Consider the following 25104-nt stretch of genomic DNA (forward strand, 5'->3'; position numbering starts at 1 on the left):
TTTATGTTATCGGTTGGAGGATGAAGAAAAAACTACGGGATGGAGGGTGAGAGAGAGGTCTTGCTCTTTGGTCCAGCGGGTGCGGGTGCGCTTATGGTAGTCGATGCGGTCGATTACCTGCTTGAGCAGTTTATTGCGGTCAGCGGCGGGCAAATCCGTGTTGTAGGTGTCGAGGACGTGACGGACAGCGGGTGCGAGGCCGGTCCGGGCGTCGTATTCATGCTGAGCCTGGTCGATCTTTTGCCGGATGGCGGCATGGTCTGCGGTGAGGCGTTCGCGCTCGGCGGTCAGTTCGGCTTGACGCGAGAGGAAAATCTCTCGGGAATAGGTGCCGTCCTCGACAAGCTCAAAGGTGCGGCGCAGGCGTGCGTCAAGGTCGGTGAGCTGCTTCTCGATCTCGGTGAGGGCGTGCCGCTCGGCGGACAGGTCCGGTGCGGCAGGGGTGCCAACTTCGATCTGCGCCAGAAAGGTACGGAGAGACTCCAGCACAAGCCGCTCCAGCTCATCGGCGTTATGTGCGACAGTGGCACAGCCGCGGGTTGTGCACTGGATCTGCGTTTGGCTGCCGGTACCGGTTTGCGGGCGGCGCTGCATACGCTTGCCGCAGCAGTCGCAGACAATCAGGCCGGCCAGCGGGTTGCTCTGCTGCCGATTGCCGGGCGTGCGGACAGCGGCGTTTTTACCGAGACGCGCCTGCACCTGATCCCACACAGCGCGGTCAATGATAGGCTCATGCAGGCCCTTATACAGTTCACAGGACTTTACACGCGGCCGGGTAACTTTGACCTGTCCGTCTTTTACGACTTTCTTGCCGGGACGGAATGCGGCGGGGATACAGCCGATATAGTGCGCGTTGCGCAGGATGCCGGGAATAGTCCGTGCAGACCATTTATCACTTTTCGGTGCAGGAATGTGCAGGGCGTTGAGCCGCTTCTCGATCTCACAGTAGCCGAGGCCGGAGAGATAGAGGTCGAAAATCATGCGGACAACTTTAGCCTGCGGCTCGATCGGCCGGAGAGACCAGCCGCGGCCATCCAGCTTATAGCGCTCGTAGCCATAGGGTGGCACGTTGCTGATATAGCGGCCTTCGCGCTTGGCGGCCTGCATACCGGCGGTCATACGGCGGCGTATCATTCTATACTCCTGCCGCGACATGAACAGGCCGAACTCCATCCATTCCTCATCCGCCTCCTGCGTGGGGTCGTAGGTTTTGGACGGCGTGACAATCAGTGTGCCCGAAAACTTAAACGCTTGGGCGACGATACCCTGATCTATCGTATCGCCGCGCGCAAGACGCGAGGTTTCGGTGACGAGGACGCCCTTCCAGCGGCCATCCTCCACCTCAGAGAGAAGCTGCTGCATGACGGGACGGTTCGCAATGCGCTCACCGGAGACGATCTCGCGGTAAATTGCGCCGATAGGCAGGGCACGGGACTTGGCAAGCTCCATGAGGATATGCTCGTGCCGGGCGAGGGTATCGCCCTCGCCGTGCGCCTCGGCTTCGAGGTCGGCGCGGGATTTGCGGAGATAGAGGGCGTATTCGGTTGACAATTATCTTACCTCCTTTGTCTGCTGACGATCAGTGCGAGCAGCACCACTATGCCGAGCGCGCCGAACACCAGCAATTCTATATGATCGGTGATTGAGATTTTGGCTTGCTTTTTCGGTTCCGGCTCCGGAGCGGACAAATCGGGATCGTGAACGGCGGTATGCACCTCGCTGCGGTCGATGATATCGTTATCCGGTGCGGTATCGCTGGCGGCGTAGCCTTCGTTGTAGCCATCCTTATAGCCTTGTTCGTAACCTTCGTCGTAGCCTTCGCCTTGATTATCCGATAAGCCTCGTTCGTAGCCTTCGTTGTAACCTTTACTGTATGGCGTATCGGAAACATCGGAATCGTAAGAGTATTCAACACCCGATTCGAAACCGCTGAGATATGCGTCGCGCTTGGTTTCAAAGTCGGTTTCGGCTTCAGGTCCGTAGTCGCCTAAAGCGAGCTGTTCGGATTGCTCCGCTGCCTGCATGAGCGCTTCGTAAAACGGCGCGTCCTTTGATATATAATCTTCTGCGCTGGCGACCGGCACCAGCAGGGCGGCACAGCAGAGTGCCGCAATCAGCTTTTTGTTCATATTGCAAAATCCCCCAACATCTGTTAATATAGTGCTGAGGGATTCTGCTTCTGAGAGGGAGTGGTTCTCTTCAAGCCGCTGTCAGGTGCGATCTGACAGCGGCATTTTTTTATGCCTGTTGATCCATGACAGGCTCATCACGTTTTTTATATCGAGGGTTTCCTTTCAGGTCTGTTACGTAATCGCGGACCTTTTCTTTTCCCTCATCGCTGAATGAGCGGTAGTCCGTGACAAGCTGCTGCTCATCTGTCGTGAGCGTTTCCGCTGGCTCTGGGTGCTCCTCAAACACATCTGTTATGTTTATGTTCAAAAGTTTACATAATGGCTCTAACAGCTCTATATTCGGGGAATTGTCACCTTTCATCCATTTTGTTACGCTCATCTTTGATACGCCGAGTGCTCTTGCTATCTCTGCCTGCGTATATGGTGAACGTTCGAGATAGTATTTCAAGTTTTTGCGTATCGTTTCTCTTATATCCATTGGGGTTCACCTCCTTTCTATAAGTAAATTATATCATGACTGGCGGCGGATGTAAACATATAGGTAAAGAAAAAGTTTACTTATTTTCCGAAAAACTCTTGACAGTAAACGTGAAGGTGACTATAATAAAGGCACAGTAAAGATAAAGTTTACAGAGGAGGTGCAAGTTATGAAAATCGCTGACAATATCCTTGCATATATCCGTGCAAACGGCATTCAGCAGAAGATTATTGTTGATAAGTGCGGTTGGTCTAAGCAAAAAGTTTACAGCATGCTCCACGGAATCAATAGAATTTCGGTTGAGGAATACGGCATGATCTGTAAAGCGCTCGGGGTACCGGTTGAGTTCTTCTACTTGTATAACAGCGAGGATAAGGCAACCCCCTCCGGCAACTGCTGACGGGGGCTGCCGGAAAGGAGAACGACATGAAGTACGAAGTTTGGGTTTTGACCGATAAAGGTCATATTGCGTACCAGTGGACGCAGTATTTTTGTGACAGCCGAGAGGTTGCGCTGCAGAAGGTCGAGGAGTGGCTCGGCAAGGCGGAAAAGATCGAGGTGAAACCTGTATGAAACCATTCAACGAATATCTCGCCATGACGGCTGAGCAGATCATGGCAGACCCGGAAGCGCCGGAGAGCCTGCGGATCGCTGCCCGCATTGAGCTTGAGAGAGCACAAAAGTTCAATTTAGAGGCAGAAGCGGCGCGGACGGCAACAGACAAGCCGGTTTAAGCATAGGCTTTAGAAAGGGGTGGTTACGGTGGCAATCGTGGCTGAATATCATTATCCGAACGGTACGGTACGCATAGACGACGACTGCTACCGTGACGTTCCGCCGGAGGAAATGCAGCGGCGTATTGAGCGCCTGCAGAAAACGGCGTGGGAATTACTGATGAACCAGGAACGGAGGAAGAGAAATGAAGGCAAGTAAGTTTATGATGAGCCTGTCGGCGGCGGTGTTCGGCGGCGTGATGTACATGCAGATCGCGGGCGCCTGTAGCCGCATGCAGGCGGCGGTGCTCGGAACGGCGATGCTGGTTTGCATGGCAATCTGCTATGCCGATCTGCAGCGTGAAAAGCGCCGGAAGGCCATGCAGGAGGATAAGGCCCGCAGGGCGGCTCGCGTCTCCATGGACAAAGCGGCGCACATTGCATACCGCGCCGACCTGATGAGGCAGATTCGCTGATGGACTGGAAGAAAAACCGGCAGAAGTTCCAGATGCCGCATGACCGGGTGGAACGCTGCATGCGGTACGTGACGGCTGTCGAAAAGAACGAGAAACGCGCCGAGAAAGCCAGAAAGGCACGCTTTGATGCACTGCTGCTCGAACGGTGGCAGGCAAGACAGGCGAACAGGGAGAAGGGCAATGCAGAGATTTAGCGGGCTGGAAATTAAGCCGTATTCTCAGCTGACCGAGCTGCCGCGGGTGCGGATCGACAGGGTGCGCGTTGAGGTACAGCGCACCCTGTTCGGCGAGGTGGAGTATCACCTTGTCGGCACCTACGGTGACGAGGGAAGGGCGTACCCGATCTGTCAGCCGTTTACCGAGCTGCCGGACGTATGGGAGCGAAAGGAAGAAATAGAAAGCGCCATTTTCAAGGCGCGCCAGGAGGAACAATATGCGAGAAAAAGAAAAGACGCGGGTAATCTGGAGACACCCGCGCGGCCGGTTTGAGATACAGGAGACCGAGCATTACAGTCTGTTCGATCACTGCACATATTATACGCGCGAATGCGTATTTACACCGCAGGACGATGCGCGCGGGCTGTGCAGCGAGGTGCCGACAGGCATTTTTGTGCCGGCACAACCTACGCCGCAGAAAGGCGTGCAGGGTCCGGTCTACGTCGAGGACGTAGACCAATGGTGCGAATGGTACAAAGCCGGCAGAAATGTTGCGGATATCGCTGAGATGGCAAGACGCAGCAAAGCTACCGTTGCGGCGCGTCTGCGCACGCGCGGACTGCTGCCCGATCCCGTTCCGCGCGTGACGGATGAGGAAGTACGCGAAATGGCGCGGCTGTTTGCTTCCGGCCTGTCCGTGCGCGAGGTTGCGAAGGCAACCAAACGAAACATGAGAACAGTACGCGAACACTTGCGAGAAACGAGGGCTATCAGATGAGTTTACATAAGATCAAGGCGGCAGTGGACACCGCCGAGGGCAACGCCCGCCAGATGGGCGAAGTTGTACTGATGATCGCCCAGGCGGACGAGCACGCCGCAGAGGTGATTGCGGCTGACCTCGATAACCCGGAAATGAGCCTGCAGAAATGCTTTGATGCGCTGCGGGCTTATGCGCGGAAGCATCAGCGGGGCGGCTTTTGGGGCTGTATGTGCAACAGCTACGATCCCGAGAACCCGGTAATCAAGGTTGCGGCTGACTTTTACAAGGTGGATTTGGGCGCGGCGGCAAGTGAGACGCCGGAAACCCAACCGCTTGGGCGCGGCAGTGATGATCTGGATTTGATGAGCCTGCTGTAAGGAGGCGGGATTGTGTTTGAGGTCAATGATATTCCGCCGATTGACGGCTGTGAGCTGCAGGAGCTGATCGGTGAGAACGTTCGGCACGAGGAATTTTTGTTCTTCCGTATCAACCACGGGGATGATCTGGACTGGATCCTCGGCGAAGCCGAGGATTACGAGTGCTTTTGCACTGCGTGTCAGCAGCATTTTGCTGAGGACCGCAAGAGCGGCCCTGCGTCCTACTGGGATGCCTGCCCGCGGTGCGGGGCACGGATCACGCCGCGCCGATGGAACAACGGCAAGGCGAAATTCCTCGCACTGACGGCGTTCGCATTCCACTTTTTCCAGCCCGGGGAGCACGGGGATATGTGGCTGACTTCCTGCCAGGTGCGGATGAACCCCGACTTCCAGTGCGGGAAATATCTTGCGAACGAATATGCGCGTTACTGCTTTTCCGAGTTCGGTTCGCGCAAGTGGATCTGGAAGGAGAACGGCTGGAAACGAACGAAAAGCATCTGTTTCAAGCGGTGGCAGGCGATGGGAGGATACTGCTACGATAATTTCTGGGCACTGCCGAGTGAGCAGGATCTTGCGGGAAGCTGCCTGCGGTACAGCCAGCTGACGCAGGCCTGGAGCTGTGTGTCGGATCTGCCGGAGTATCTGGCGTTTTACCTGAAGTTCCCGGGGGCGGAATACCTCTGGAAAATGGGGTTTGGCCGGTGGCTGGTCGAACGGCAGGAAGGCAAGGGACATTTGTTTCGGAAACTGGTCAACCTGCGGGCGAAGGAGCCGAAACGGCTGTTTCTGCACCTCAACAAGGCGGACCGCCGCCTGTTGGGGCGGGAACGGGTAAATCTCGCGGACGGTGCCGCTTATCAGGATCTGCGGCAGGCCGGTGCGGTGGAGTGCAGCGAGGACGGCTTGCAATATGCCTGCGCAACGGTACGGTGCCGGTTTGTGTGGCAGACGACTGCTGAACAGTGCGGCTTGAGCGGAAAAGAGCTGCGGAAGTACATCGAACGGCAGGCGCGGCGCTCCGGTTTGACGATCGGCGCGGTGATGCACGAGTTTACCGACTATCAGGCGCAGCTGGAACGGCTTGCGCCGAATGCGGACAGGCTGCCGGACGATCTGCATGAGGCGCACGCTCGGCTGAGCGGACGCGAACGTCGGCTTATGAACCGCGAGAAAAACGAGAAGTTCCGCACGCGGCGTCATCTGCTGGCGTGGATGCGGTGGAAGTACAAGGGTATGTTTATCCGCCCGATCGACAGCGCTGAGGAAATTGTGCGCGAGGGCGAGGAACAGAACAACTGTGTTGCCGGCTACGCCGGGCGGCACGCGAACGGCAGCACCATCATCATGGTGCTGCGGAAATGCAGCGAGCCGCGCACGCCGTGGCACACGGTCGAAATTAACCCGGAAACGCTGGAGTGCCGGCAGTGCTACGCCGCACACAACCGCGCACGGACACCCGAGGCGGCGGAATTTATGAATTTGTATTTAGCGCATCTGCGCGAGATTGCGAAAATTGTCAGGAGGACGGCTTAAATGAGCGAAAATGTAGTTGCGGTACGCTCGATTGAGATCGTGACCGCCGAAATCACGATGATTCGGGATAACGCCCGCAAAGTATTCCTTGAGAGCGTGATCCAGATCGGCACGCGGCTGGAGGAGGCTAAGCAGATGGTGCCCTCCGGCGAGTGGACGGCGTATCTGACGGACAAGCTCGGTTACAAGCCCTCGACGGCGCAGAACTACATGCGTATTGCGCGTGAGTTTGGCGGCGGTCAGGTGAGCCTTTCCGGCAAGACGGCGGCGGATGCCTTCGGACAGCTGTCCTATTCGCAGATTCTGCCGCTGCTCGGCATGGCCGAGGAGGAGCGCGAGGAACTGGCTGAGGAACACAATCTGCCGAGCATGTCGAGCCGTGAGATTGCCGCTCTGGTTAAGGAGCGCGACGAGGCCAAGGCGGAGGCGGAAAAGGCGGTGCGTGAGAACGATGCCGCGCAGGCGGCACTGTCCGTTGCCGAGGAGAACCGCGGCAAGGCTATGCGCGAACGGGATGAAGCTGTGCGAAATGCCGAGAATGCCAAGGAACGGGCGGACGAACTGCAGGAACAGCTTAGCGCGATTGAGGACAAGCCTGCCGAAGTGCGCGAGCTGACCGAGGAGGAGCTTGAGGGAATCCGCGACAAGATTCGAGCGGAGAACGCCGAAGCGGCCAGGGCGGCAGAGGAACGCGCCCGCGCTGCTGAGGAAAAGCTGGACAAGGTGAAGAATCCCGCCGCACACAAGGTAAACTTTTTGTTTTGCGAATTGCGCGGCGTGGAGGAGCGGCTCGAGCAGGCGCTCGCGGAGCTGCAGCAGACGGATGAGGCCGCCCGCGAGAAGTTCGCAAAGGTGATTGCGGACTGGCTGCGCAGGGAAGGGGATCGTCTGGCGTGAAGAAAAAAGGCAAAGGCAAGCCGCGGGGCATGAATTACGCCGATGTGTAGGCACGGCGGCGTCTGCTCCAACAGGCGGCGCAGGATGAAGTTATCCTGCACGAGGTGAATATCTCCATGCAGCGTCACCTATGGCTGACGGCGGTTGCACTGCATGAGGCATACGGCTTTTCGGAAAAGCGGCTCGACAAGTTTTTTGACGCCTTTCAGTCGGCTGCGGATGAACTGCAGAAAATGATCGACGAGGTTGATCGAGATTATGCGTATGAGAAGCTGCGGCTGAGAGCGGAGGAAATCTCCAAACGGGAAATTACATTTTATGAGGATATGATGAAATGAATGCAAAAAGAGCGGCAAAGCTGATGCAGATCGCAAGCTATTACGGCGAGGAAAAGCAGGTCTGCAAGCTGATAGAAGAACTGGGTGAGGCTACGAGCGCGGCAAGCGAGGTATTGATGATGCTCAGCTATCACGAGCTGGGCGGTAAGAAACGCGACTTGACCGCGAGACTCGAGCACCTTGCCGGGGAACTGGCTGACGTGGTGAACGTGACCGAGCAGATCATTCAGCTGTTTGGGCTGGAAACCGATTTTAAGGTGGCGCGGCACGCGGGGATTCAGAAAACACTTAAGCGGATCAGAGAGGAGGAACAGGCGAATGAGACACGAGATGAGCCTGCGCGGCGGAATCTTTAACGGCGCTGTCAATCTGTTTGATGACAAACTGCAGGATGTGCTGTTTACGCTGGTGCGGCAGGGACTGTGCGAGGGTGAGGTGACACTCAAGGTTAGCATTGATCTTGCGCGCAAGGAGATTATCGACGAGGACGGCATGCCGCATGATGTTGATCAGCCTTATTTTGCATACAGCTGCACCTCATCTATTACCCAGAAGGATAAGGTCAGCGGCACAGTGGCCGAGCAGCTTAAACTGCGCAAGGTAGACGGTCAGCTCGAACTGCGCGATCTCGACGAGAACACGCTGTTTGATATTGTGGAGGGTGGTGTTCAGGATGGAGCGCAGCCCGGCAGAGACGGCACACCTGGTTGATTCCCATTACAGCCGGAGCTTCGGCAGACCGCCGGATAATGAAATGCGTGAGTTTATCCGGAATGCTGCTGAGAACGGTCTGACGGCGGACGAGCTGATCAACTGCATGACGGCGGCTGTGGTTACTTACGGCTTCGGCGCGTATGAGCGCGATTATCGAAAGGTTTTCGTGGCTGAGGCGCGGAAAATTTGGAAGATGAAAAATGGAAAAAAGAAAGCCAGCCCGTGAAGGGCTGGCTTTGGAAACTATTTCGCTTTTCTTATTTTTCCGTACGGTTCGGGTGGTCAATGGCGTCTACCTCGGCGGCGGTGTAAACCTCGGCGCCTTCCGGCAGACCGAAAAAGATATATCCGTCATGCGCTGAGGTGATCACAGGAAAATATCTGTCTTTGTCGATTGCGCGCGCATAGCGCTGGTCAATCGGCGTCCCCGGTGCGGTACAAGGAGCGGGAAATACGTTTACTCGATCGTAAACGCCATCTTTCAAGCGGAGATAATACGCGGGATACGCGGAAGGCGTGGAGAATAACTGAACTTTCATTTCTGGTCCTCCTTCATCTGCTGTGCAATGAGTTTTTCGAGGTACTCATTAAAATTCATTTTTCGGCGCTGCGCTTCACGGCGCACGGTGTCAATGGTGGAGTTGAGTAGCGTTAGAGTAATGCGGCCGCGGCTGCCGTCCTCGGCAACCGGCCCGAAAAGTGCTTCGTATTCATCGGCCGTGAGATGTTCCTCGGCCCAGTCAGACGCTTCTTCCGGCTCGATCGGACGGAGTTCAATGCCCGGCTTACTTTCGCCGCTCATAGAAAAACGTGCATACTGCGTTTGTGCGCCGCCTTGACCGATCAGGAAGAATTCGCCGCTTCGCTTCTGGTAGAGTTCTTCCTTTTCCCAGAAGTCTGAGTTTTCCGGCTCGTTGGCTTCCCACGTGCCAACCAGCTTCGCGGTCTCTGTGTTGTAGCGCTTGCCGCGGATTACTTTATTCATTGTTGGGTGCTCCTTTCGAGATTAGAAAATACTCTGATAGTCGTAAAAGTTCAGCGCTTCGGCGATCTTCTCGCGGTAATTCTCGCCTGCCTCGTAGGCGGTGATCTTACCAGCTTCGATTTGCTGCAAGGTTTGCAGCTGGATGCTGGTCACGTCTGCAAGCTGCTGCTGGGTCAAGCCTGCGGCTTCGCGGATATCTGCAACGGAGATTTTGCCTTTTGGCCATTTATCGCCGTGTGCCTTATCCATGACCTCGCCGACCTTGTAAATGTGGGCGCGTTCCGTGTGTCGGCCGCCGTCCTCGTTCGGGATTGAGAAAAAGATACCGGAATCAATCGCGGCATCGAATGCGGCTTCGAGGTTTTCGCCGTGCTCGCGCAGGCTGGCAGGCTTGCCGACAGTGACAGGCACTAAGCAAAGATTGCCGTCGTGCGCGTCGTAGTCGCCGTAGTATTCCATCCTCGTGCTATGATAGCCGCCGAAATTGCAGCGGCCGTAATGCACACCTTCCGGTATCTCGATAAGGACACGCCGCAAGGCAATAGAGCCGCCGTAGGTGCTCCAACCAAGTCTACCGACCTGACGGTCGGATTCCACGCTGTCCTCGGTAACGACAAAAGCGTCATATTTTTTGACGGGATAGTTCGGCGTGGATTTGGCTTCGTCGAGGCGTTCGGCTGGCTCGCAGAACAGAGTGAGAGTTGCTAACATAATAATTACCTCCTGCTTTGTTTCTTATCTCTTTCTGTATTTTTATTATAGCAAACTTTTACGCGAAAGTCAATACTTTTATGCGAAAGTTAATACTTTTACGCGAAAGTTTTTATATGTTGCGGCACAGATGCAGGAGTCGGCCGCAAGAGGTGATTTATGATTTATCAAAAACAGGAGTGCAATGGTGTGCTCTATCAGATGTGCCTTTATTCCATGGGCACGATGCCGGGCATGTCGCCCAGGCAGAGGGCGGGCAGACGGCGGACAACCGAGAAGGCCAAGCAGGAGATCAACCGGCGGCAGCGCAAGTGGCGGCTGATGCAGCTGATCAACGCCAATTTTGTGAGCGGTCGGGATCTGTTTGTTTGCCTGACGTATGCGCCGGAGGCTTCCAGGGCGCGGGCTTTGGAGAAATTCCACGCAAAGATGAAAAAGGCGTATGCCAAGATTGGCCTCACCTACAAATACATAGCGGTAACAGAAGAACATGACATGGACGGCGAGCCGGTGCGGCTGCATCACCACCTGATCCTCAGCGGTGCGCACGGCGTGCAGCTGGCCAAGGTGGTGCGTGATTGCTGGGCTTCCGGTCTGGCCGATGTGCGCACGCTGCGCGAGGGCGCGGACTTTTTCGAGGACACCGCCATCTATCTGCTTAAGGAGGACAGCCACAAGGGCAAGGGCGCCCGCCGGTATTCCACCAGCCGCAATCTGACCCCGCCTGCAGAGCCGGTACGGCTGCGTTTGGGCGAGGAAGAAGAAGCGGAAGTGCCGCCCGGCGTGAAGATCATCGAACATGTGCAGAATGCGAACGAGTTCGGCCGGTATGAGGTTATGGTCGGCCGCATTTACGATCACAAGGCGTTTGATGCATGGTGGCAGATACAGCGGCGCAAGGCTGCTCCCGATCCGTGGGAACGGCTGCGCAGGAGACGGCAAAGAAAAGTTTAAGATATCGGCGGCCGGGTCCGCCTGACAGCCTTGTAGGGGGTCTAACAATTCCCCTGCAGTTTGTCGGAGAGGTTCGGACGAATGAATACAGAATGTAATCACATTACTGTTTGTACTCTCTCAAAGGACGGAGCGCGCGGAAGCGCGTAACGGTGACGGCAGTAAGGCGGGAAATCTGCGCGGCAGGAGGTGCAGTACGGCACAATGACAAAAGACAGATTAAAACAGGTGGAAAGCCTGGTCTGTGAACTGGAAGAAGAAAGAGAACGGTTTGCGCGGGAGGCGCGGCACCACAAGCGGATTGAGGAGACTTACGGCGTCGGCTGTCTGTTCGGCCGGGATGCACTGGACGCGGCACGGGATCGGCTGCAGGCCATTGAGGTCGAGTGCCAAGATGAGCGCGACACGGTGCGGCAGTGGATCGACAGCGTTTCCGACTCTATGACCCGGCGCGCCCTGCGGCTGCGGTACCTGGACGGCAAAAGCTGGAGCGAGTGTGCCCGGCGGATGGGGTATGCGGATGAAAGCGGACCGCGCAAGCTCGTGGAGCGATACCTGCGGATTGGGTGACGCGCATGCACCCTGTCCGCTTTGCTGTGCCCTGCGGTGTAAAAATAGGGCATGCCTCAACGTGCAGGAGCGGAAAAACGGCGGAAACGTAAAAATAAAGTCGGTTTTACGTTATATTTACAAGTGTAAAGGCAAATCAAGAATGTAAACTTTACAAACCATCAACAGGAGTGTGGACAAAATGAAAATTGGCTATGTGCGTGTGTCAACGGTCGAGCAGAACGAGGCGCGGCAGGTGGAGGCACTGCAGAAACACGATATTGAGCGTTGGTACATTGAGAAGATTAGCGGCAAAAATCTGGATCGCCCCAAGCTGCAGGAGATGCTCGACTTTGCGCGTGAGGGCGATACCGTGTATGTGCTCGACTGGTCGCGTATCAGCCGCAGCACGAAGGACCTGCTGGAACTGGTTGATCGGCTCGGCGCGAAGGGCGTGCACCTGTACAGCCTGAAAGAAAACTTTGACACCTCGACACCGCATGGACGTATGGTGCTGACCATTCTCGGCGCGATCAACGAATTTGAACGAGCAAACATGCTCGAACGTCAGAGGGAAGGCGTTGCAATCGCCAAGCGCGAGGGCAAGTACAAGGGGCGGAAAAAGACGGAGATTGAGGATATGGCGGCCGTGTATCACGAGTGGGTGACACGGCACAAGAGCAAGGCGACGATCGCACGGGAAAACGGGATCAGCAGGCCGACACTGGATCGGCTGCTGAAAGAGTACGAGCGGGAGGTTGTTGCGAAATCGAATAGCTGAAAACACAAGCGCTTGGGCGGGCTGTATGGCTCGCCCAAGCGCTTTTTTGCTGTTGGAACAAAGTTGTCCGTTTTGTCCGATTTTCCCGATTATACTTAAATCCAGGAAAACAAGACACGCGCGGGAGGTGATTGGATGCAGCAGCGCGGGAGCAAGTATGACCAGAAAATTAAAGACGAGGCGCTTGCGCTCGTGGCGAGCGGCGTCTCGATCACCAACGCTGCGTGCCGGATGCGCATCCCGAAGTCCACGCTTGCCGATTGGGTACATACCCAGAACGAGAGCGACGAGGACGGTGTGGCTGCACGGCGGGAGATACGCCGCAAGCAGATTGCACGGTGCGAGAAGATCGGGGACAAGGTGCTCCGGGCGCTCGACCGCAAGGCTGAGGCCGCCGCGAAGGACACCCGGACCATCAATGACGGACTGGCAGTGCTTGAAAAAGCGGCCAAGGACGGCGTGATCGCGCTGAGTGAGGCCGAGGTGGCAAGTCTAAGAAACGTTGTAAGCGATTACACCGGCGTCGGCCTGCGCGAGCTGGCCGGAACCATGAAGGATGTTGCAGCAAGACAGGAAACGCTGGAGTCCCATCTGGCTGAGAAGGAAGAAGCGGCTCCGGAGATCAACCTGCAGCTGACGCTTGTTGATCCGGCAAAGGCGGTTAGCGATGAATCTTGATTTTCAGATCACGCCGAAACAGCAGCTGTTTATGGACACGGATGCTTTCGAGGTTCTTTACGGCGGTGCGGCAGGCGGCGGCAAGACGTTTATTCAGGCGCTGGACGCTCTTGTGTACGCGCTGCGGTATCAGGGCAGTAGGCAACTAATCCTCAGACGCACGTTTAAGGAACTCGAACGCTCCATGGTACCGCAGACGATGGAGTTGTACCCCGCCAGTGTGGCAAGCTACAACACAAGTAAACACATTTGGAAGATTGGCAAATCAACCATTGAGATGGGATACATTGCAACCGAGGGCGATGTGCAGCAGTACCAGTCCGCCGAGTATGACGTGATCCGGTTCGACGAGATGACGCATTTCACCGAGAGCATGTACACCTACATGATCTCTCGTGTGCGTGGCACGCGGCCGTTTCCGAGACACGTCAAATCGACCGCTAACCCCGGCAGCGTGGGACATACCAACGCCAAGAGCCGGTTTATCGACATTGGCGCTCCGATGGAGGTGCACCGCTGCGAGGGCGGCACGCGACTGTTTATTCCGGCAAAGCTGGAGGACAACCCGTTTCTGCTGACCAAAGACCCGCAGTACGAGGAACGTATGAAAAACCTGCCGCGTGAAATTTACATTGCGCTGCGTGAAGGCAACTGGGATTACTACGTTGGGCAGTATTTCACCGAGTTCAAGCGGGAGCTGCACGTTGTTCGTCCGTTTGAGATTCCGGCATGGTGGAGACGGTATGTTGCGATCGATTACGGCCTCGACATGCTGGCGGCGTACTGGATCGCGGTGGATGAGAACGATTATGCGGTGGTTTACCGTGAGGTTTACCAGCCCGACCTTATCATCCCGGAGGCGGCCAAGCGACTGCTGAACGCAAACTGTAATGACGATATCACGGCATGGTTCGCGCCAAAAGACCTGTGGAACAGGCGGCAGGAGACCGGCAAGAGCGTATCCGACTTGTTTGCGGAGTACGGTCTGTATCTCTCCAAGGTGAGCAACGGCCGTGTGGCCGGATGGTACGAGCTCAAGCGCCGGCTGCAGCCTGTGCCCGATGTGGATGGTACACTCAGACCGAAATTGCAGATTTTTGATACCTGCTTGAATCTCATTCGCACACTGCCGGGCTTGCAGCACAACGAGAAGAACCCTAACGATACGGCAACCGAGCCGCACGAGCTGACGCACGGACCGGACGCGATCCGGTATTTCTGCGATGGATGCCCGCTGCCTGCGGAACTGCCGAGAGTAAGAGACGAGGATTATCTATCAACTGAGGAGGAAATGGGAAATGTATTTAGCTATTAGTGTCGTTGCGGCGATGTGTGCTTTTCTGGCTGCTGTGAAGACCCGAAACGCCAAGCGCTTGGGCACGGATTTGCGGCAAAAGACCGTGGAAGCGGAATCCTTTCAGCTGACCGCGCAGACGATGGAGCAGAGACTGCACACCGAGGAGGCGGCGCGCATGCAGCTTGCGGACCGCATTACCAAGGTGGAGACCGCCCTGCGAGAGAGTGAGGACACGGCCTGCCGTCTGCGGCAGGAGCTGCAGACCGAGCGCAGGAAGTACAAGGAGCTGCAGGCAGAACTCGACTCCACCAAGGATGCACACGACGCGGCAATCAGCGCGATGTGGAGCGCCCGCAACGAGGTTGATAATCTGGGGCAGGAGAACGGTAAGCTGACCGAGGCGCTGAACACCGAGCGGGAGGCTGCAGAGCACTTGAGAGAGGAATTACTCAAGGAGCAGGCGTACCGGCTGAGTACCGAGGGCCGCATTATGCGTGAGGTGAATAATCTGCTCTGCTATGACGGAACCGCCCACGGGCAGGAGGATTTGAGCGATGAATGAGCAGAAAATCACGCTCACGGCTGACAGGATACAGGCCGAGTACGAAAAAGGTGTGCAGTACAACACCGGCATTGGGTTGTACGAGAACGTCAAGCAGTGCGAGAATTTTGTGGAGGGCAAGCAGTGGGAAGGACTGAAATCCAAGAATCTGCGGCCGATCACGATGAATGTACTTGACCCTATCGTACATTACAAGGTCGCGCAGATCGTTTCCAACGATGTGGATCAGGACATTGAACCGTTCCTGCCGGATGAGCAGGCCGAGTATGCGGCGAAAATCCTCGAACAGAGCATTGACCGCGTTGTGGAGCGCACCAAGCTGAAAAGTAAGCACCACATGGTTCTGCGCGATGCTTGCGTGGACGGTGACGCGGCGCTGTATTTTTACTTTGACGCAAGCAAGCAGTCCGGTTTGGGCGGGGTGCAGGGCGAAATCTGCGCCGAACAGGCGATGAACACCAACATTTTGTTCGGAAATCCGGCGAACAGCAATGTGCAGGAGCAGCCTTATCTTATCATTGTGCGCCGCAGACCGGTATCCGAAATCCGTAAGGACGCGAAACGGCTCGGCTGTGCCGAGTGGGAGAGCATCGAGGGCGATTCCGACGGCCTGTACAAGGGCGACGATCAGCAGACCGACAGCGACAACCTCGGAAATGAGCTTGTGCGGTTCTGGAAGTCCGAGGACGGCAGGGTACACTACTGCCGCAGCTGCGGGCGCGTGATGATCGAGCAGGATGTGGCAACGGAAATGACACTCTATCCCGTCGCGTATATGAGCTGGAAGCCGAGAAAGAACTGCTATCACGGCGTGATGGAGATCAAGCCGCTCATCAACACGCAGATTGAGATCAACAAGCAGTGGACGGCGCTTGCGATCATGCTTCGCAACAATGCGATTCCCAAGCTGGTGTATAACCGAAATAAGTTCCCGGACGGCTGGAACCCGGATGCAACCAGTATCGGCGTGACCGGCGATGTGAAGGACGCGCTTACCGGCGTTGCAGGCTCGATGCCGATTCCGACCGAGGCCACCGGCATTACGTCAACAATGACGGACGCGCTCAAGAGTGTTGCCGGTGCCAATGACGCGGCGCTCGGCAACGTCAAGAATCCGGAGAACAGCAGTGCGATCGTAGCGGTACAGACCGCGAACGCTGCGCCGCTTGCACTGACCAAGATCGCATATTATCAGTTTGTCGAGGACTACGAGCGGGTGCTCATCGACATGATGCACGCTTACTACGGGATGCGGCAGGTCAAGATCACGGACGAGGCGACAGACCCGGAAACCGGTGACACGCAGGAGCAGACCCGCGTGGAGATGTTTGACTTCGGCGCGATTCCGGTGGAGGCGCTGGACCTCAATATTCACATTGGTGAGGCAAGCTACTGGTCGAGGATTCTGCAGGTGTCCACGCTCAACAACCTGCAGACGGCGGGTGTTATGCCCAATATGGTTGAGTTCCTCAGCCGCATGCCGGAAGGCTCGGTTAAGGATCAGGAAGGTTTGGTCGAGGCTGCAAAGAGAGTGCAGCAGCAGGCCAGCATGCAGCAGGCATTACAGGGAGGTTTAACGAATGGATAACACGAATGAGAGCAAGGCGGAACGCTTTGTAAGACTGGCAGAGCCGCGCGTGAACCGTGCTTGCAAGGCAATCAGCATGATCGGCCATCTGGCGGCCAGCTCGTATGAGTACACCGAGAAGCAGGTTGAGGCCATGTTCGGTGCGATGCAGGAGGAGCTGAACACGCAGAAGGCGAAGTTCACCAAGGTGACGGACCGGAAGTTTCGGTTTTAAGAAGGGAGATACGGCATGAAAACCTTTGAAGATTTGACGCTGAAAGATGTAGCACCTCTGACGGAGAGCACTGACTATAAGGATCGTTTTCTTGGTGAATTTCTGGAAACAAATATCCGCTATAATAAGCTGCGTAAGATGCTTGTTAAAGCAGAAGCTCACAATCTGGATTTTACGCCGGACTGTCCGCTTGATTTGCTGATTGAGCAGCAATTTCACATGGGTAATTATCTGCACGCGATGGAAGTTCGTGCAGAGTACGAGGGGATTGACCTCGGTTTCTGCATTAAGAGCCTTTTACGTGATTTGGAGCGTGCAGAGGGCGGCTGCTGCGTGGAAACAGAGGTCCCCACGAGATAATAACAACCCTGTTCCGGCGTTCGGACGGGCGGGAGCTGACCTCACCCGCCCATTGATTCCCCTTATTTCTTTCTGATGGCGGGCACCCTCGTTCGGGTCGAGGGCGTCCGTCCGAGCGCCGGAGCACGATATTTTCCTGCACTGCGGCGGGCGTGGGATTCTCGCCATATTATCCTGCGTCCGGGTTACGCATTCCCCGTGCGTGCAAGGATACAAGCGGGTGCAGTACCAGCGGAATGGTGCTGCACCCGCCGGAGTGCAGGAACACACGATAAACACACGGCAATGAGACGCAAGTCTTTTGCATATAGGAGGATTGTCTAAATGGATTGGAAAACCAGCAATCATATGGGCGGAAGCGAGATCCGTGACAGTATCGGTTTACAGTATTTTGCCGAGGACGGCAATACATCCGACACCGGCGCGGACATGGACGGTTTTAATGGCGACGATTTCCTTGCGGCGCTTGAAGGCAATGACGATCTGGAAAACCAGCAGACCGCCGCCGAGGGCGCAGAGGAGACCGTGCAGGACGGCGCGGAAAACCAGCGCGCCGAAGAGCAGCAGGAAGAACCGGAGAATCAGCCGCCGGAGGGCGGCGAAGTACCGCCGGAGACGGTGGAACAGTCGGTGCAGACCGTGCCGCTCGTCTACAACGGACAGCAGATCCTGCTGCCGGCAGACGCAGTGCAGGCGCTGACCGGTGCGCTCGGCGCGAACCCGGTCGAACTGCTCCAGAAGGGCATGAATTATGACCGCAAGGCTGAGCGGGAAATGCGTGTACTGGATCAGTACGCTGAGGCCGCTGGCATGAACCGGCAGCAGTACCTGGAACAGCTGGAGGGCGCACGCAATGAGCAGCTGCTCTCGGCTGAAATCGAGAAGTGCCGCGCGGAGTTTCCGGAAACGCCGGATGCGGCGCTCAAGGCGATAGCCGAGGGCCGCATGGCTTCCCAGCGTGCAGCCGCGGCACAGGCCGCCGAACAGCAGCGGGCGGAGCTTTCCGCCATGCAGCAGCGCATTGATCAGACTGTTGAACAGGCACGAGAAGAAGCCGATGCACGCGCGTGGGAAGAATATGTTTCACTCTCTGGCGTGAAAAGTTTCGAGGAAGTGCCAAAACGCGTGCTTGAATTGGTGCAGCAGGAAGCTATGACGCCCGTTGCCGCGCACTGGCGCTATCAGGCTGAGCAGAATGCACAGGCTGTACAGATCGAAAAGAAGAACAACCAGAACAAAATGACAAGCCCGGGAAGTGTGCAGGGCAATGAGGGCGACACGAGCGACCCGTTCCTGCGCGGCTTACTGGGACTGTAAAAGGAGTGATTTTACAATATGCCTATTTATCTTACTGAACAGTATTCAAAAGCTGTAGAAAAGCTGTATACCCATACCTCGTTCCTGCGCCCGCACTGCAAGGCGCACGTTGACATGATCGGCAAGAAAACCTGCAAGGTTTACCAGATCCTCACCAGCGAGCTGAACGACTACAAGCGAGAGGGCAAGGACCGCTACGGCGTGCCGAACGATGTACAGGACATCGTACACGAGTACACCATCACGCAGGACAAGTCGTTTACCGCCACCGTAGACAAGGGCGACGGCTCTCAGCAGGCTATCAGCAACAAGGCCGGCCAGTACCTGCGCCAGCAGATCTCTGAGAAGTGCGTGCCGTACGGCGACAAATACGGTTTCAGCCGCATTGCACGATTCGGCCATATTCAGGGCGTTTCTGCTGCACCGACCAAGAGCGACATTATCTCCACCGTCTATGATGCTGCCGCCTATATGGACAATCACTATGTACCGGATGACGGCCGTATCCTTTTTGTCCGCGTGAGTGACTACAAGAAGATCATCCTCTCGGACGAGTGGGTCAAGCTGGACAATCTGGCGGGCAAGCAGCTGCCCACCGGCGTTGTCGGTCAGGTTGCGGGCTTTACTGTTGTAAAGGTTCCCGACCGACTGTTCCCGACCGACGTTTATCTGATGGCAATTCACGAGCAGGCGCTTGCGTTCCCGTATACCATTGACGATACCAAAATCCACATCGATCCCCCCGGCACTTCCGGTTCTCTGGTTGAGGGCCGTCAGATTTTCGATCTGTTCGTGCTTTCCAGCCGTGCGGATTCGGTTGTCGTTGTGGCTAAGGCGGCAAGCCAGCAGGCGTGCACCGTGGCTATCTCCTCGCACTCCGCTACCGTTACGGCGGCAGATGCGGACGAAATCTGGTACACGCTGGACGGCTCGGACCCGCGCTTCTCCGCAAACCGCATGCTGGTCGCATCCGGCGGCACGGTTGCCACCAAGGCGGGCGAGACCATCAAGGTCGTTGCGTTCGGCAAGGGCGGCAAGCTGACTTCGGATGTAGCGGAGGCTACGGATAAGTAAAGACCCAGGAGGGCGGGCGGCTGCCCGCCCTCTGTTTGTTAGGAGGTGAGAGCGTGGCGACGACTATTAAACGCATTTACACGCTGGCACTGGCGAAAATTATTGAAGCGCCCGGAACGGACGTTGACTTTGACAGCTACTCGCCGACACTGCTTGACAGCCTGCTTGTGGAGGCGATGCCGTACGAGAACGCCATCCGCGCACAGCGCGGTGACGCGGAACTGACAAGCACGCCGGAAGTCACGGCGATAGACAGCACGGCGCTCGACTGGGACGATCGGATCACGCGCGTTGCGCTGCCGTGGGGCCTGGCGGCTGCTCTCCTGTTTGATGACGAGAACCGCAAGGCGGAAAGTGTGATGTTCCGAAACGAGTTTGTTTCGGCACTCGAGGACGCTGCGCCCGCTGTGCCGGATTACGGGGAGGAGTAAGACATGCCGCGTAAGGTTACGGTGCCGGATTTTACCGAATCCGATGAAGGCACCAAGCACTATAAGCGCTTCAAGGGTTTGGATTACTCAACCGACGAGACCCAGATTGATGACTCACGCTCGCCGCGTGCGGTAAACGTTATCGCAGACGAGGGCGGCTTTCCCGAGCGGCGCTATGGATGGCGCACGCTGCTGCAGTTTTCGGATGCGGATGGCAAAGCGGTTCCTGTTGCCGGAATCTTTCCGTACGAGAACGACAGTGACGAGGAAAACCTCACGCTCATCGTTCATGCAGGCAGCAAGCTGTATGCGGTAAAGCTGGATACTGACTACAAGGAAGTAAAGGACAGCCGCAAGGAGCTGCTGGACAAGCTGAACAGCGGCGGCCGCAGCCAGGGCTTTTACATGCACGGCAAGCTGTTCATCCTGACCGGCGAGCACTACGTTGTGTATGACGGCAAAACTGCCGTACACGCGGTAGACGACAACGCCTACTGTCCGCTGACCAGCTATCAGCGCAAGGCGACAGGCGGCGGCGAGACCTACGAGAACGTTAATATGCTGTGCAAGTGGCGCAAGAACCGCTTTATCGGAGACGGCACGAGCACGACCTATCAGCTTGACGTGACCGGCATTGACAAGGACTGCACGCCGACAGCCGCCTACCTGAACGGCAGTGCAATAACCGTTAAAAGCTATGACGCGGAAAAAGGCACGGTGACGTTTGAAACCGCACCGAGCGCGCCGGAGAATGCCGGTATCTCTAATTTTGAGGTGAAGTTTGCCAAGACCACCGAGGACCGGAAGAAGGTGCTCGGCTGCACCATCTTTGCGATTTACGGCATGGACGGCAGCAGCAACCGCGTTTTTATTTCCGGCAACAAGGAGCACGCGGCTATGGAATGGTTTTCCGGCCTGTCCGACCCGACCTATTTCCCCGACATTAACTATTCTGTCGTGGGTTCGAGCGATTTCCCCATCATGTGCTATCTCAAGGCGCAGGGCGAGCTGCTGCTCATCAAGAAGGATAACCGGCAGGAGGGCACGATCTGGCACCATTCGGGCGCAATGCTGAACGATGTGGCAACCTTTCCGCTGAAAGAGGGCGTGCCCGGATACGGCGCGATTGCCAAGTATTCCTCGGCAAACCTCAACGACGATCCGCTGTATCTCAGTCCGCGCGGCGTATATGCACCGACAACCACCTACTACAACAACATGCAGGTGCGGCAGTTATTCTGCCGGTCGAGGCGTGTCAACCCCAAGCTGTGCAAGGAGCGCAGACTTGCGGACGCTGTAGCCGCCTGCTGGCGCGGCTGGTATGTGCTTGTGATAGACGGCTGCGCGTATGTGGCAGACGGCAATCAGGACAAGGCAGACAACGGGTATGAATGGTACTACTGGACGAACGTGCCCGCAAAGGTGCTCTGTTCACACGAACAGGCGCTGTATTTCGGCACCGAGGACGGCAGAGTTTGCCGGTTTAATGACGATCTGGTAGACGAGAACAATGACATTATGATGAACGCGTTCTCGGATGACGGCGCGGCCATCCACACCGAGTGGGCTACCAAGCTCGATACGATGAACACGCCGATGATACTGAAAACCATGCCCAAGCGCGGCAGCGGCGTACACCTCAAGGCGTACACGCGCAGTGCGGTTGAGATTTGGGTAAGACTCGAAACCGACCACGGAACGCTCATGAAGCGCGTGACAGCGGATCGGCTGAATTTTCATTATATCGGCTTTGAACGGTTTCCGTTCGGAACGGTGGTCAACTCCATTATCCCGTTTCTTTTCAAACGAAAGGGCTGGAAGGCGATTCAGGTCATTCTGCAGTCCGACACGGTGGACGAGGGCTTCGGCGTACACGAAGTGGTCATCCGGTACTTTATTGCAAAGTACGCAAAGAGACAGTGAGGTGAGGACATGACGTTTGATGAAAGCAAAATTTCAGCCGAAAAGGCGGCAGAGACCGGCGTGCAGAGCCAGCCGGACGCGCTGACCGGCTCGGCCGAGGAAAACAAGAAGGTTTTCGATCTGCTGCCGCTGCTTATTATCGAGAGGCTCAACAAGCTGATCGAGAGCCTGCAGGCCGCAAACAGCGCCGGACAGATCGGCGCCGATGCGTTTACCAACGTGACCGGCGGCACGGTGCAGGAGCAGCTGCAGAGCATTCAGAAGAACCTTGAGGACTACCGCAGAGAGGTAAAGGCGAACGGCGCGGGAGATGTCGGCATTACGCCGTTTGACGGCGTGACCGCAAACACCGTGCAGGCGGCGCTCGAGCAGCTGCAGGCTAACCTTGTGCAGTATATCAATACTGTTAAATCCGAAGAGGGCGCGGGTAGGGTCGGCATTACGCCGTTCAAGGGCGTGACCGCAAATACCGTACAGTTGGCGCTTGAGGAAATCCGCAGGCAGATCGACGATGTAACGGCGGGTATCATTCCGGACTATGGCGTTACAACCATCAAGCTGGCACTGCAGGCCGTGACGGCGGACCGACTGGCACAGGATGTGCTTGACATGATCGAGGCCGCAGAGCCGGCACGCAGTACCAATGAACTGGACGATTACACAATGGAAACCGGCTGCTTTATCAACGCCGGTGCGGGATGGAATACCTTCCGGTTCCGGCATGCGTTTGATGGCGTACCGGTTGTGACCGTGACACCGAAGGAATTTAACGGCTTTTGCGAAATTAAGAACGTGACTGCGGAAGGATTCCTCTATTGCCTGCGTCAGCCGAGTTTGCAGGGCGGCACAGTTGCGACCGCGACCGGCTATATCGGGTCGGATACCGGAACGTCACCCGGTCACAGCCAGATCACCTATGTTTCCGGCGTGACGCTGCCGACATTCGGCACGGAAACAACGGCAGAGAAAGTAGAAATGGACTATATTGCGATTGAGTTTGGAGGTGACGAGTAATGATCAAGAAGATTCAGCAGGATTTCAGCTATTACTCGCATGAGTTTAAGGATAACTACCGAAAAGGCGTACATCGCCTGCGCACCATCCTTGCCAGCAGGGCACAGGCACAGGCGTTTGTAAGCAATGCAGGCGGCACTGCGGTGGTGCTCGGCTACGAGCCGGAAACGCCGGACAAGAACGCACAGGAGCTTTATGCGCTGCTTGCGGCTTCGCCGTATATCGACGATGCGGTACAGACGTTTCTCGGAAGCATTTACGAGGCAGGCGCGGAAAGTCAGGACGCGATGTACTCGGACAGCGCTCGCTGTCTGGAAATCCTGCACGATCCGGTTATGTCTCGTGCCGCTGGTGCCGGCACGGTAAGCGCCGGGAAATGGATCGCAACTCTGGCAGGACAGAGCTGCAATTTGTACAGGGATATGAACGCGGTTGCCGCCAGCGATATCGCAATGACGGCAGTGGCTGCAAGTGAGACTGCAATGGAGGCGGTAATCTCCGGTACTATCGCGCTCAACGCGGTAGCGGCGAGCAAAACTGCAATGACCGCCGTAGCCGCAAACGAAACTGCAATGGCAGCTGTAGCGGCCTCTCGGGTTGCTATGTCTGCTATAATTGGCAACTCGACTGCCCTTAATGCCGTGGTGACCTCTTCGGTTGCTATGGCGGCTATCATCGGGAACAGCACTGCGCTTAACGCAGTTGTTTCGTCCTCGACCGCTATGGCGGCCGTTGCAGCGTCCCAGACCGCTATGGCGGCTATTGCATCGTCCCAGACCGCTATGGCGGCTATTGCATCGTCCCAGACCGCTATGGCGGCTATTGCATCGTCCCAGACCGCTATGGCGGCGATTGCGTCGTCCTCGACCGCTATGGCGGCTATCATCGGGAACAGCACTGCGCTTAACGCAGTTGTTTCGTCCTCGACCGCTATGGCGGCCGTTGCATCGTCCAACACGGCCCGCACAGCTATCACGAACTCTGCAACGGCAAAGAACGCCCTTGCCTCCAGCCCTTTGAAAACAACCGTGACAAAGGGCAACGGAAACGGTTGGGAGAACCGTACCATCCGCAATGGCATGGGATATCTAATCAGTTGCTACAACGCAAACAGCGGTGGAGAGGCTGGATCTACTTGGTACAAGTTGGATGGGGCGCAAACCAGCCAGCCCGCAGGCACTACAAATGTGGGGAAATTTTTCACATCTTCCTTGGCAATTTACTGGTGGTCTTCTACCTCCAGCGTGACCTATATCCCCTGTTAAAATCGCCGCTCTCAGCTACGCATTAACATTCTAAGGCGTACCACTTGACCGTTTGCAGGTGTTTTTACCCACTGTTTTCAGCAAGTGGTACGACTGAATGCTTAAAATGTGCATAAAATACCGGTTCAAAATGAGCTGTAGCGGCATGTTCGTGCGCATTAGAATGTTAATGCGTATTACCGAAGCACTGGTTTTAGCATGGAATATACTTGATTTTTGTGGTCCGGTAATAGGCGTAAAAGGTAATACTGGACAGGACCCACGAGCTATTCGGGAAGGCTTCCAACCAATCCTTATATCCTGTACTTCCGCTGGTTGCGGCGTTTCTTGCGTTATTATTAGAGGCAAGTGTGGTGCTGTCAACCTTTGTGATCGTGAAAGCATTATCTGTGTTACCGGCCTTTGTGTAGAGAATCAAACCGCGCATTGTTTTTGTTCCGGCGCTATTCCAATACTGTCCGTCAGAGGAAACAAGGGACATTTCAACGGCCAGAGAGGATGCTTTGAGTGCTTTTCTTGCGTCACTGGAACTTACAAGAGCCGTTCGGGCTGCTTCACTGTTAATCACAGCCGCCATAGCGGTCTGAGATGCCGCTACTGCCGCCATGTCAGCATAGCTGTCCGGGTTAAGACCGGCAAGAACTGCCACGGCCTTACCCATGACCGCACTGGTCGCTCCCGCAAGGGTAGCGCTGGCGGTTTCGTTGGCCTTGACGGCTTCAACTGCCGTCGCGCTCCCGTAGACAGCAGCCACGGCAACATAGGACGCTGCAATAGCCGCCATAGCGGTCTAATGCGTACAAAAATGCCCTGATTTTCGGGTTTCG

37 protein-coding genes are annotated in these 25104 nt (G+C 56.2%); 30 read left to right on the top strand and 7 right to left on the bottom strand.

Features of this window, described 5'->3' with window-relative positions; translation table 11 throughout:
• Nucleotides 1-6: 6 nt before the first annotated feature.
• The 3 genes from IEY11_RS02895 to IEY11_RS02905 form a co-directional block, all read right to left on the bottom strand.
• On the bottom strand, nt 7-1551 hold the full coding sequence (locus IEY11_RS02895; RefSeq protein WP_188885714.1) for a recombinase family protein: 1545 nt from the start codon (nt 1549-1551) through the stop codon (nt 7-9).
• A 5-nt stretch (nt 1552-1556) separates the two neighbouring features.
• Nucleotides 1557-2129 (bottom strand): FliH/SctL family protein, encoded by a 573-nt coding sequence (locus IEY11_RS02900; RefSeq protein ID WP_188885715.1) that lies wholly within the window; start codon nt 2127-2129, stop codon nt 1557-1559.
• Between the two features lie 109 nt (nt 2130-2238).
• A complete protein-coding gene (locus IEY11_RS02905; RefSeq protein ID WP_119194420.1) occupies nt 2239-2610 on the bottom strand; it encodes a helix-turn-helix domain-containing protein in 372 nt (123 codons plus the stop codon).
• A gap of 169 nt (nt 2611-2779) precedes the next feature.
• On the opposite strand from IEY11_RS02905, the gene IEY11_RS02910 reads away from it, so the two are divergent.
• From IEY11_RS02910 to IEY11_RS02980, 15 genes are all read left to right on the top strand, one after another.
• Nucleotides 2780-3010: a helix-turn-helix domain-containing protein gene (locus IEY11_RS02910; protein ID WP_119194421.1), complete on the top strand. Its 231-nt coding sequence runs from the start codon at nt 2780-2782 to the stop codon at nt 3008-3010.
• Nucleotides 3011-3036: 26 nt separating this feature from the next.
• On the top strand, nt 3037-3183 hold the full coding sequence (locus IEY11_RS02915) for a hypothetical protein (protein ID WP_188885716.1): 147 nt from the start codon (nt 3037-3039) through the stop codon (nt 3181-3183).
• On the top strand, nt 3180-3344 hold the full coding sequence (locus tag IEY11_RS02920) for a hypothetical protein (protein WP_188885717.1): 165 nt from the start codon (nt 3180-3182) through the stop codon (nt 3342-3344). The genes IEY11_RS02915 and IEY11_RS02920 overlap by 4 nt, the downstream gene beginning before the upstream one ends.
• A gap of 28 nt (nt 3345-3372) precedes the next feature.
• Nucleotides 3373-3543: a hypothetical protein gene (locus IEY11_RS02925; protein WP_194461854.1), complete on the top strand. Its 171-nt coding sequence runs from the start codon at nt 3373-3375 to the stop codon at nt 3541-3543.
• Entirely contained in the window at nt 3530-3799 is a 270-nt protein-coding gene (locus tag IEY11_RS02930; RefSeq protein WP_188885719.1) for a hypothetical protein, read from the top strand. Before IEY11_RS02925 ends, IEY11_RS02930 begins: the two co-directional genes overlap by 14 nt.
• Nucleotides 3799-3993 carry a hypothetical protein gene (locus IEY11_RS02935; RefSeq protein ID WP_188885720.1) on the top strand — a complete coding sequence of 65 codons (195 nt, stop codon included), beginning with the start codon at nt 3799-3801 and terminating at the stop codon, nt 3991-3993. Before IEY11_RS02930 ends, IEY11_RS02935 begins: the two co-directional genes overlap by 1 nt.
• On the top strand, nt 3980-4288 hold the full coding sequence (locus IEY11_RS02940) for a hypothetical protein (RefSeq protein WP_188885721.1): 309 nt from the start codon (nt 3980-3982) through the stop codon (nt 4286-4288). Before IEY11_RS02935 ends, IEY11_RS02940 begins: the two co-directional genes overlap by 14 nt.
• Entirely contained in the window at nt 4233-4733 is a 501-nt protein-coding gene (locus IEY11_RS02945) for a response regulator transcription factor (protein WP_188885722.1), read from the top strand. The genes IEY11_RS02940 and IEY11_RS02945 overlap by 56 nt, the downstream gene beginning before the upstream one ends.
• Entirely contained in the window at nt 4730-5092 is a 363-nt protein-coding gene (locus IEY11_RS02950; protein ID WP_188885723.1) for a hypothetical protein, read from the top strand. The genes IEY11_RS02945 and IEY11_RS02950 overlap by 4 nt, the downstream gene beginning before the upstream one ends.
• A 12-nt stretch (nt 5093-5104) precedes the next feature.
• Nucleotides 5105-6625, top strand: a complete 1521-nt coding sequence (locus IEY11_RS02955; protein WP_188885724.1) for a PcfJ domain-containing protein — start codon at nt 5105-5107, stop codon at nt 6623-6625.
• Nucleotides 6626-7522, top strand: coding sequence for a DUF3102 domain-containing protein (locus tag IEY11_RS02960; RefSeq protein WP_188885725.1), 897 nt, complete (start codon nt 6626-6628; stop codon nt 7520-7522).
• Between the two features lie 116 nt (nt 7523-7638).
• Nucleotides 7639-7860 carry a hypothetical protein gene (locus tag IEY11_RS02965; protein ID WP_188885726.1) on the top strand — a complete coding sequence of 74 codons (222 nt, stop codon included), beginning with the start codon at nt 7639-7641 and terminating at the stop codon, nt 7858-7860.
• Nucleotides 7857-8216, top strand: a complete 360-nt coding sequence (locus IEY11_RS02970; RefSeq protein ID WP_188885727.1) for a nucleoside triphosphate pyrophosphohydrolase family protein — start codon at nt 7857-7859, stop codon at nt 8214-8216. The genes IEY11_RS02965 and IEY11_RS02970 overlap by 4 nt, the downstream gene beginning before the upstream one ends.
• A complete protein-coding gene (locus tag IEY11_RS02975; protein WP_188885728.1) occupies nt 8179-8571 on the top strand; it encodes a hypothetical protein in 393 nt (130 codons plus the stop codon). Before IEY11_RS02970 ends, IEY11_RS02975 begins: the two co-directional genes overlap by 38 nt.
• Nucleotides 8534-8800 (top strand): hypothetical protein, encoded by a 267-nt coding sequence (locus IEY11_RS02980; protein WP_194461855.1) that lies wholly within the window; start codon nt 8534-8536, stop codon nt 8798-8800. The genes IEY11_RS02975 and IEY11_RS02980 overlap by 38 nt, the downstream gene beginning before the upstream one ends.
• A gap of 31 nt (nt 8801-8831) precedes the next feature.
• Here the strand turns inward: IEY11_RS02980 and IEY11_RS02985 are convergent, their stop codons facing one another.
• Genes IEY11_RS02985 through IEY11_RS02995 form a run of 3 tightly spaced genes read right to left on the bottom strand, consistent with a single transcriptional unit; the run spans nt 8832 to nt 10270 of the window.
• Entirely contained in the window at nt 8832-9113 is a 282-nt protein-coding gene (locus IEY11_RS02985) for a hypothetical protein (protein WP_188885730.1), read from the bottom strand.
• Nucleotides 9110-9559, bottom strand: a complete 450-nt coding sequence (locus IEY11_RS02990) for a hypothetical protein (RefSeq protein WP_188885731.1) — start codon at nt 9557-9559, stop codon at nt 9110-9112. The genes IEY11_RS02985 and IEY11_RS02990 overlap by 4 nt, the downstream gene beginning before the upstream one ends.
• A 21-nt stretch (nt 9560-9580) precedes the next feature.
• The gene (locus IEY11_RS02995) at nt 9581-10270 is read right to left on the bottom strand and encodes a helix-turn-helix transcriptional regulator (protein WP_188885732.1); all 690 of its coding nucleotides are present in this window, start codon (nt 10268-10270) and stop codon (nt 9581-9583) included.
• A gap of 159 nt (nt 10271-10429) precedes the next feature.
• Here IEY11_RS02995 and IEY11_RS03000 point away from each other — a divergent pair, with 159 nt between their 5' ends.
• The 15 genes from IEY11_RS03000 (at nt 10430) to IEY11_RS03070 (ending at nt 24277) form a co-directional block, all read left to right on the top strand.
• Nucleotides 10430-11224 carry a rolling circle replication-associated protein gene (locus IEY11_RS03000; RefSeq protein WP_188885733.1) on the top strand — a complete coding sequence of 265 codons (795 nt, stop codon included), beginning with the start codon at nt 10430-10432 and terminating at the stop codon, nt 11222-11224.
• Between the two features lie 204 nt (nt 11225-11428).
• A complete protein-coding gene (locus IEY11_RS03005) occupies nt 11429-11794 on the top strand; it encodes a hypothetical protein (RefSeq protein WP_188885734.1) in 366 nt (121 codons plus the stop codon).
• Between the two features lie 181 nt (nt 11795-11975).
• Entirely contained in the window at nt 11976-12554 is a 579-nt protein-coding gene (locus tag IEY11_RS03010) for a recombinase family protein (protein WP_188885735.1), read from the top strand.
• A gap of 135 nt (nt 12555-12689) precedes the next feature.
• Nucleotides 12690-13232 carry a hypothetical protein gene (locus tag IEY11_RS03015; RefSeq protein ID WP_188885736.1) on the top strand — a complete coding sequence of 181 codons (543 nt, stop codon included), beginning with the start codon at nt 12690-12692 and terminating at the stop codon, nt 13230-13232.
• Nucleotides 13222-14547 (top strand): terminase large subunit domain-containing protein, encoded by a 1326-nt coding sequence (locus IEY11_RS03020; RefSeq protein ID WP_188885737.1) that lies wholly within the window; start codon nt 13222-13224, stop codon nt 14545-14547. Before IEY11_RS03015 ends, IEY11_RS03020 begins: the two co-directional genes overlap by 11 nt.
• Complete coding sequence (locus tag IEY11_RS03025) at nt 14531-15091, top strand: hypothetical protein (protein WP_188885738.1); 561 nt, start codon at nt 14531-14533, stop codon at nt 15089-15091. Before IEY11_RS03020 ends, IEY11_RS03025 begins: the two co-directional genes overlap by 17 nt.
• The gene (locus IEY11_RS03030) at nt 15084-16679 is read left to right on the top strand and encodes a portal protein (protein ID WP_188885739.1); all 1596 of its coding nucleotides are present in this window, start codon (nt 15084-15086) and stop codon (nt 16677-16679) included. Before IEY11_RS03025 ends, IEY11_RS03030 begins: the two co-directional genes overlap by 8 nt.
• Nucleotides 16672-16893 (top strand): hypothetical protein, encoded by a 222-nt coding sequence (locus IEY11_RS03035; protein WP_119194443.1) that lies wholly within the window; start codon nt 16672-16674, stop codon nt 16891-16893. The genes IEY11_RS03030 and IEY11_RS03035 overlap by 8 nt, the downstream gene beginning before the upstream one ends.
• Before the next feature lie 15 nt (nt 16894-16908).
• On the top strand, nt 16909-17253 hold the full coding sequence (locus IEY11_RS03040; protein ID WP_188885740.1) for a crAss001_48 related protein: 345 nt from the start codon (nt 16909-16911) through the stop codon (nt 17251-17253).
• Between the two features lie 324 nt (nt 17254-17577).
• Complete coding sequence (locus IEY11_RS03045) at nt 17578-18570, top strand: hypothetical protein (protein WP_188885741.1); 993 nt, start codon at nt 17578-17580, stop codon at nt 18568-18570.
• 18 nt (nt 18571-18588) lie between these two features.
• The gene (locus tag IEY11_RS03050; RefSeq protein WP_188885742.1) at nt 18589-19644 is read left to right on the top strand and encodes a chitobiase/beta-hexosaminidase C-terminal domain-containing protein; all 1056 of its coding nucleotides are present in this window, start codon (nt 18589-18591) and stop codon (nt 19642-19644) included.
• 53 nt (nt 19645-19697) lie between these two features.
• Complete coding sequence (locus IEY11_RS03055) at nt 19698-20075, top strand: hypothetical protein (protein WP_188885743.1); 378 nt, start codon at nt 19698-19700, stop codon at nt 20073-20075.
• A gap of 3 nt (nt 20076-20078) precedes the next feature.
• A complete protein-coding gene (locus IEY11_RS03060) occupies nt 20079-21998 on the top strand; it encodes a hypothetical protein (RefSeq protein WP_188885744.1) in 1920 nt (639 codons plus the stop codon).
• Between the two features lie 9 nt (nt 21999-22007).
• Nucleotides 22008-23012 carry a hypothetical protein gene (locus IEY11_RS03065; RefSeq protein WP_188885745.1) on the top strand — a complete coding sequence of 335 codons (1005 nt, stop codon included), beginning with the start codon at nt 22008-22010 and terminating at the stop codon, nt 23010-23012.
• Nucleotides 23012-24277: a hypothetical protein gene (locus IEY11_RS03070; RefSeq protein WP_188885746.1), complete on the top strand. Its 1266-nt coding sequence runs from the start codon at nt 23012-23014 to the stop codon at nt 24275-24277. The genes IEY11_RS03065 and IEY11_RS03070 overlap by 1 nt, the downstream gene beginning before the upstream one ends.
• Nucleotides 24278-24470: 193 nt before the next feature.
• Here IEY11_RS03070 and IEY11_RS03075 read toward each other — a convergent pair whose 3' ends face one another.
• Entirely contained in the window at nt 24471-25061 is a 591-nt protein-coding gene (locus IEY11_RS03075; protein WP_188885747.1) for a hypothetical protein, read from the bottom strand.
• Nucleotides 25062-25104 lie beyond the last annotated feature (43 nt).

Origin of the sequence: Butyricicoccus faecihominis (assembly GCF_014648015.1) — a bacterium.
In the GTDB taxonomy this organism is placed as follows: domain Bacteria; phylum Bacillota; class Clostridia; order Oscillospirales; family Butyricicoccaceae; genus Agathobaculum; species Agathobaculum butyriciproducens.

Coding starts and splice junctions, on each gene's coding strand:
- IEY11_RS02950 (WP_188885723.1), top strand. CDS start 4,730: ATGAGTTTACATAAGATCAAGGCGGCAGTGGACACCGCCGAGGGCAAC.
- IEY11_RS03050 (WP_188885742.1), top strand. CDS start 18,589: ATGCCTATTTATCTTACTGAACAGTATTCAAAAGCTGTAGAAAAGCTG.
- IEY11_RS03025 (WP_188885738.1), top strand. CDS start 14,531: ATGTATTTAGCTATTAGTGTCGTTGCGGCGATGTGTGCTTTTCTGGCT.
- IEY11_RS03070 (WP_188885746.1), top strand. CDS start 23,012: ATGATCAAGAAGATTCAGCAGGATTTCAGCTATTACTCGCATGAGTTT.
- IEY11_RS03045 (WP_188885741.1), top strand. CDS start 17,578: ATGGATTGGAAAACCAGCAATCATATGGGCGGAAGCGAGATCCGTGAC.
- IEY11_RS03010 (WP_188885735.1), top strand. CDS start 11,976: ATGAAAATTGGCTATGTGCGTGTGTCAACGGTCGAGCAGAACGAGGCG.
- IEY11_RS03035 (WP_119194443.1), top strand. CDS start 16,672: ATGGATAACACGAATGAGAGCAAGGCGGAACGCTTTGTAAGACTGGCA.
- IEY11_RS03020 (WP_188885737.1), top strand. CDS start 13,222: ATGAATCTTGATTTTCAGATCACGCCGAAACAGCAGCTGTTTATGGAC.
- IEY11_RS03075 (WP_188885747.1), bottom strand. CDS start 25,061: ATGGCGGCTATTGCAGCGTCCTATGTTGCCGTGGCTGCTGTCTACGGG.
- IEY11_RS02930 (WP_188885719.1), top strand. CDS start 3,530: ATGAAGGCAAGTAAGTTTATGATGAGCCTGTCGGCGGCGGTGTTCGGC.
- IEY11_RS03060 (WP_188885744.1), top strand. CDS start 20,079: ATGCCGCGTAAGGTTACGGTGCCGGATTTTACCGAATCCGATGAAGGC.
- IEY11_RS02905 (WP_119194420.1), bottom strand. CDS start 2,610: ATGGATATAAGAGAAACGATACGCAAAAACTTGAAATACTATCTCGAA.
- IEY11_RS02970 (WP_188885727.1), top strand. CDS start 7,857: ATGAATGCAAAAAGAGCGGCAAAGCTGATGCAGATCGCAAGCTATTAC.
- IEY11_RS02915 (WP_188885716.1), top strand. CDS start 3,037: ATGAAGTACGAAGTTTGGGTTTTGACCGATAAAGGTCATATTGCGTAC.
- IEY11_RS03005 (WP_188885734.1), top strand. CDS start 11,429: ATGACAAAAGACAGATTAAAACAGGTGGAAAGCCTGGTCTGTGAACTG.
- IEY11_RS03000 (WP_188885733.1), top strand. CDS start 10,430: ATGATTTATCAAAAACAGGAGTGCAATGGTGTGCTCTATCAGATGTGC.
- IEY11_RS02990 (WP_188885731.1), bottom strand. CDS start 9,559: ATGAATAAAGTAATCCGCGGCAAGCGCTACAACACAGAGACCGCGAAG.
- IEY11_RS02935 (WP_188885720.1), top strand. CDS start 3,799: ATGGACTGGAAGAAAAACCGGCAGAAGTTCCAGATGCCGCATGACCGG.
- IEY11_RS02900 (WP_188885715.1), bottom strand. CDS start 2,129: ATGAACAAAAAGCTGATTGCGGCACTCTGCTGTGCCGCCCTGCTGGTG.
- IEY11_RS02965 (WP_188885726.1), top strand. CDS start 7,639: ATGCAGCGTCACCTATGGCTGACGGCGGTTGCACTGCATGAGGCATAC.
- IEY11_RS02975 (WP_188885728.1), top strand. CDS start 8,179: ATGAGACACGAGATGAGCCTGCGCGGCGGAATCTTTAACGGCGCTGTC.
- IEY11_RS03065 (WP_188885745.1), top strand. CDS start 22,008: ATGACGTTTGATGAAAGCAAAATTTCAGCCGAAAAGGCGGCAGAGACC.
- IEY11_RS02940 (WP_188885721.1), top strand. CDS start 3,980: ATGCAGAGATTTAGCGGGCTGGAAATTAAGCCGTATTCTCAGCTGACC.
- IEY11_RS03015 (WP_188885736.1), top strand. CDS start 12,690: ATGCAGCAGCGCGGGAGCAAGTATGACCAGAAAATTAAAGACGAGGCG.
- IEY11_RS02980 (WP_194461855.1), top strand. CDS start 8,534: ATGGAGCGCAGCCCGGCAGAGACGGCACACCTGGTTGATTCCCATTAC.
- IEY11_RS02995 (WP_188885732.1), bottom strand. CDS start 10,270: ATGTTAGCAACTCTCACTCTGTTCTGCGAGCCAGCCGAACGCCTCGAC.
- IEY11_RS02960 (WP_188885725.1), top strand. CDS start 6,626: ATGAGCGAAAATGTAGTTGCGGTACGCTCGATTGAGATCGTGACCGCC.
- IEY11_RS02910 (WP_119194421.1), top strand. CDS start 2,780: ATGAAAATCGCTGACAATATCCTTGCATATATCCGTGCAAACGGCATT.
- IEY11_RS02985 (WP_188885730.1), bottom strand. CDS start 9,113: ATGAAAGTTCAGTTATTCTCCACGCCTTCCGCGTATCCCGCGTATTAT.
- IEY11_RS03040 (WP_188885740.1), top strand. CDS start 16,909: ATGAAAACCTTTGAAGATTTGACGCTGAAAGATGTAGCACCTCTGACG.
- IEY11_RS03030 (WP_188885739.1), top strand. CDS start 15,084: ATGAATGAGCAGAAAATCACGCTCACGGCTGACAGGATACAGGCCGAG.
- IEY11_RS02945 (WP_188885722.1), top strand. CDS start 4,233: ATGCGAGAAAAAGAAAAGACGCGGGTAATCTGGAGACACCCGCGCGGC.
- IEY11_RS02920 (WP_188885717.1), top strand. CDS start 3,180: ATGAAACCATTCAACGAATATCTCGCCATGACGGCTGAGCAGATCATG.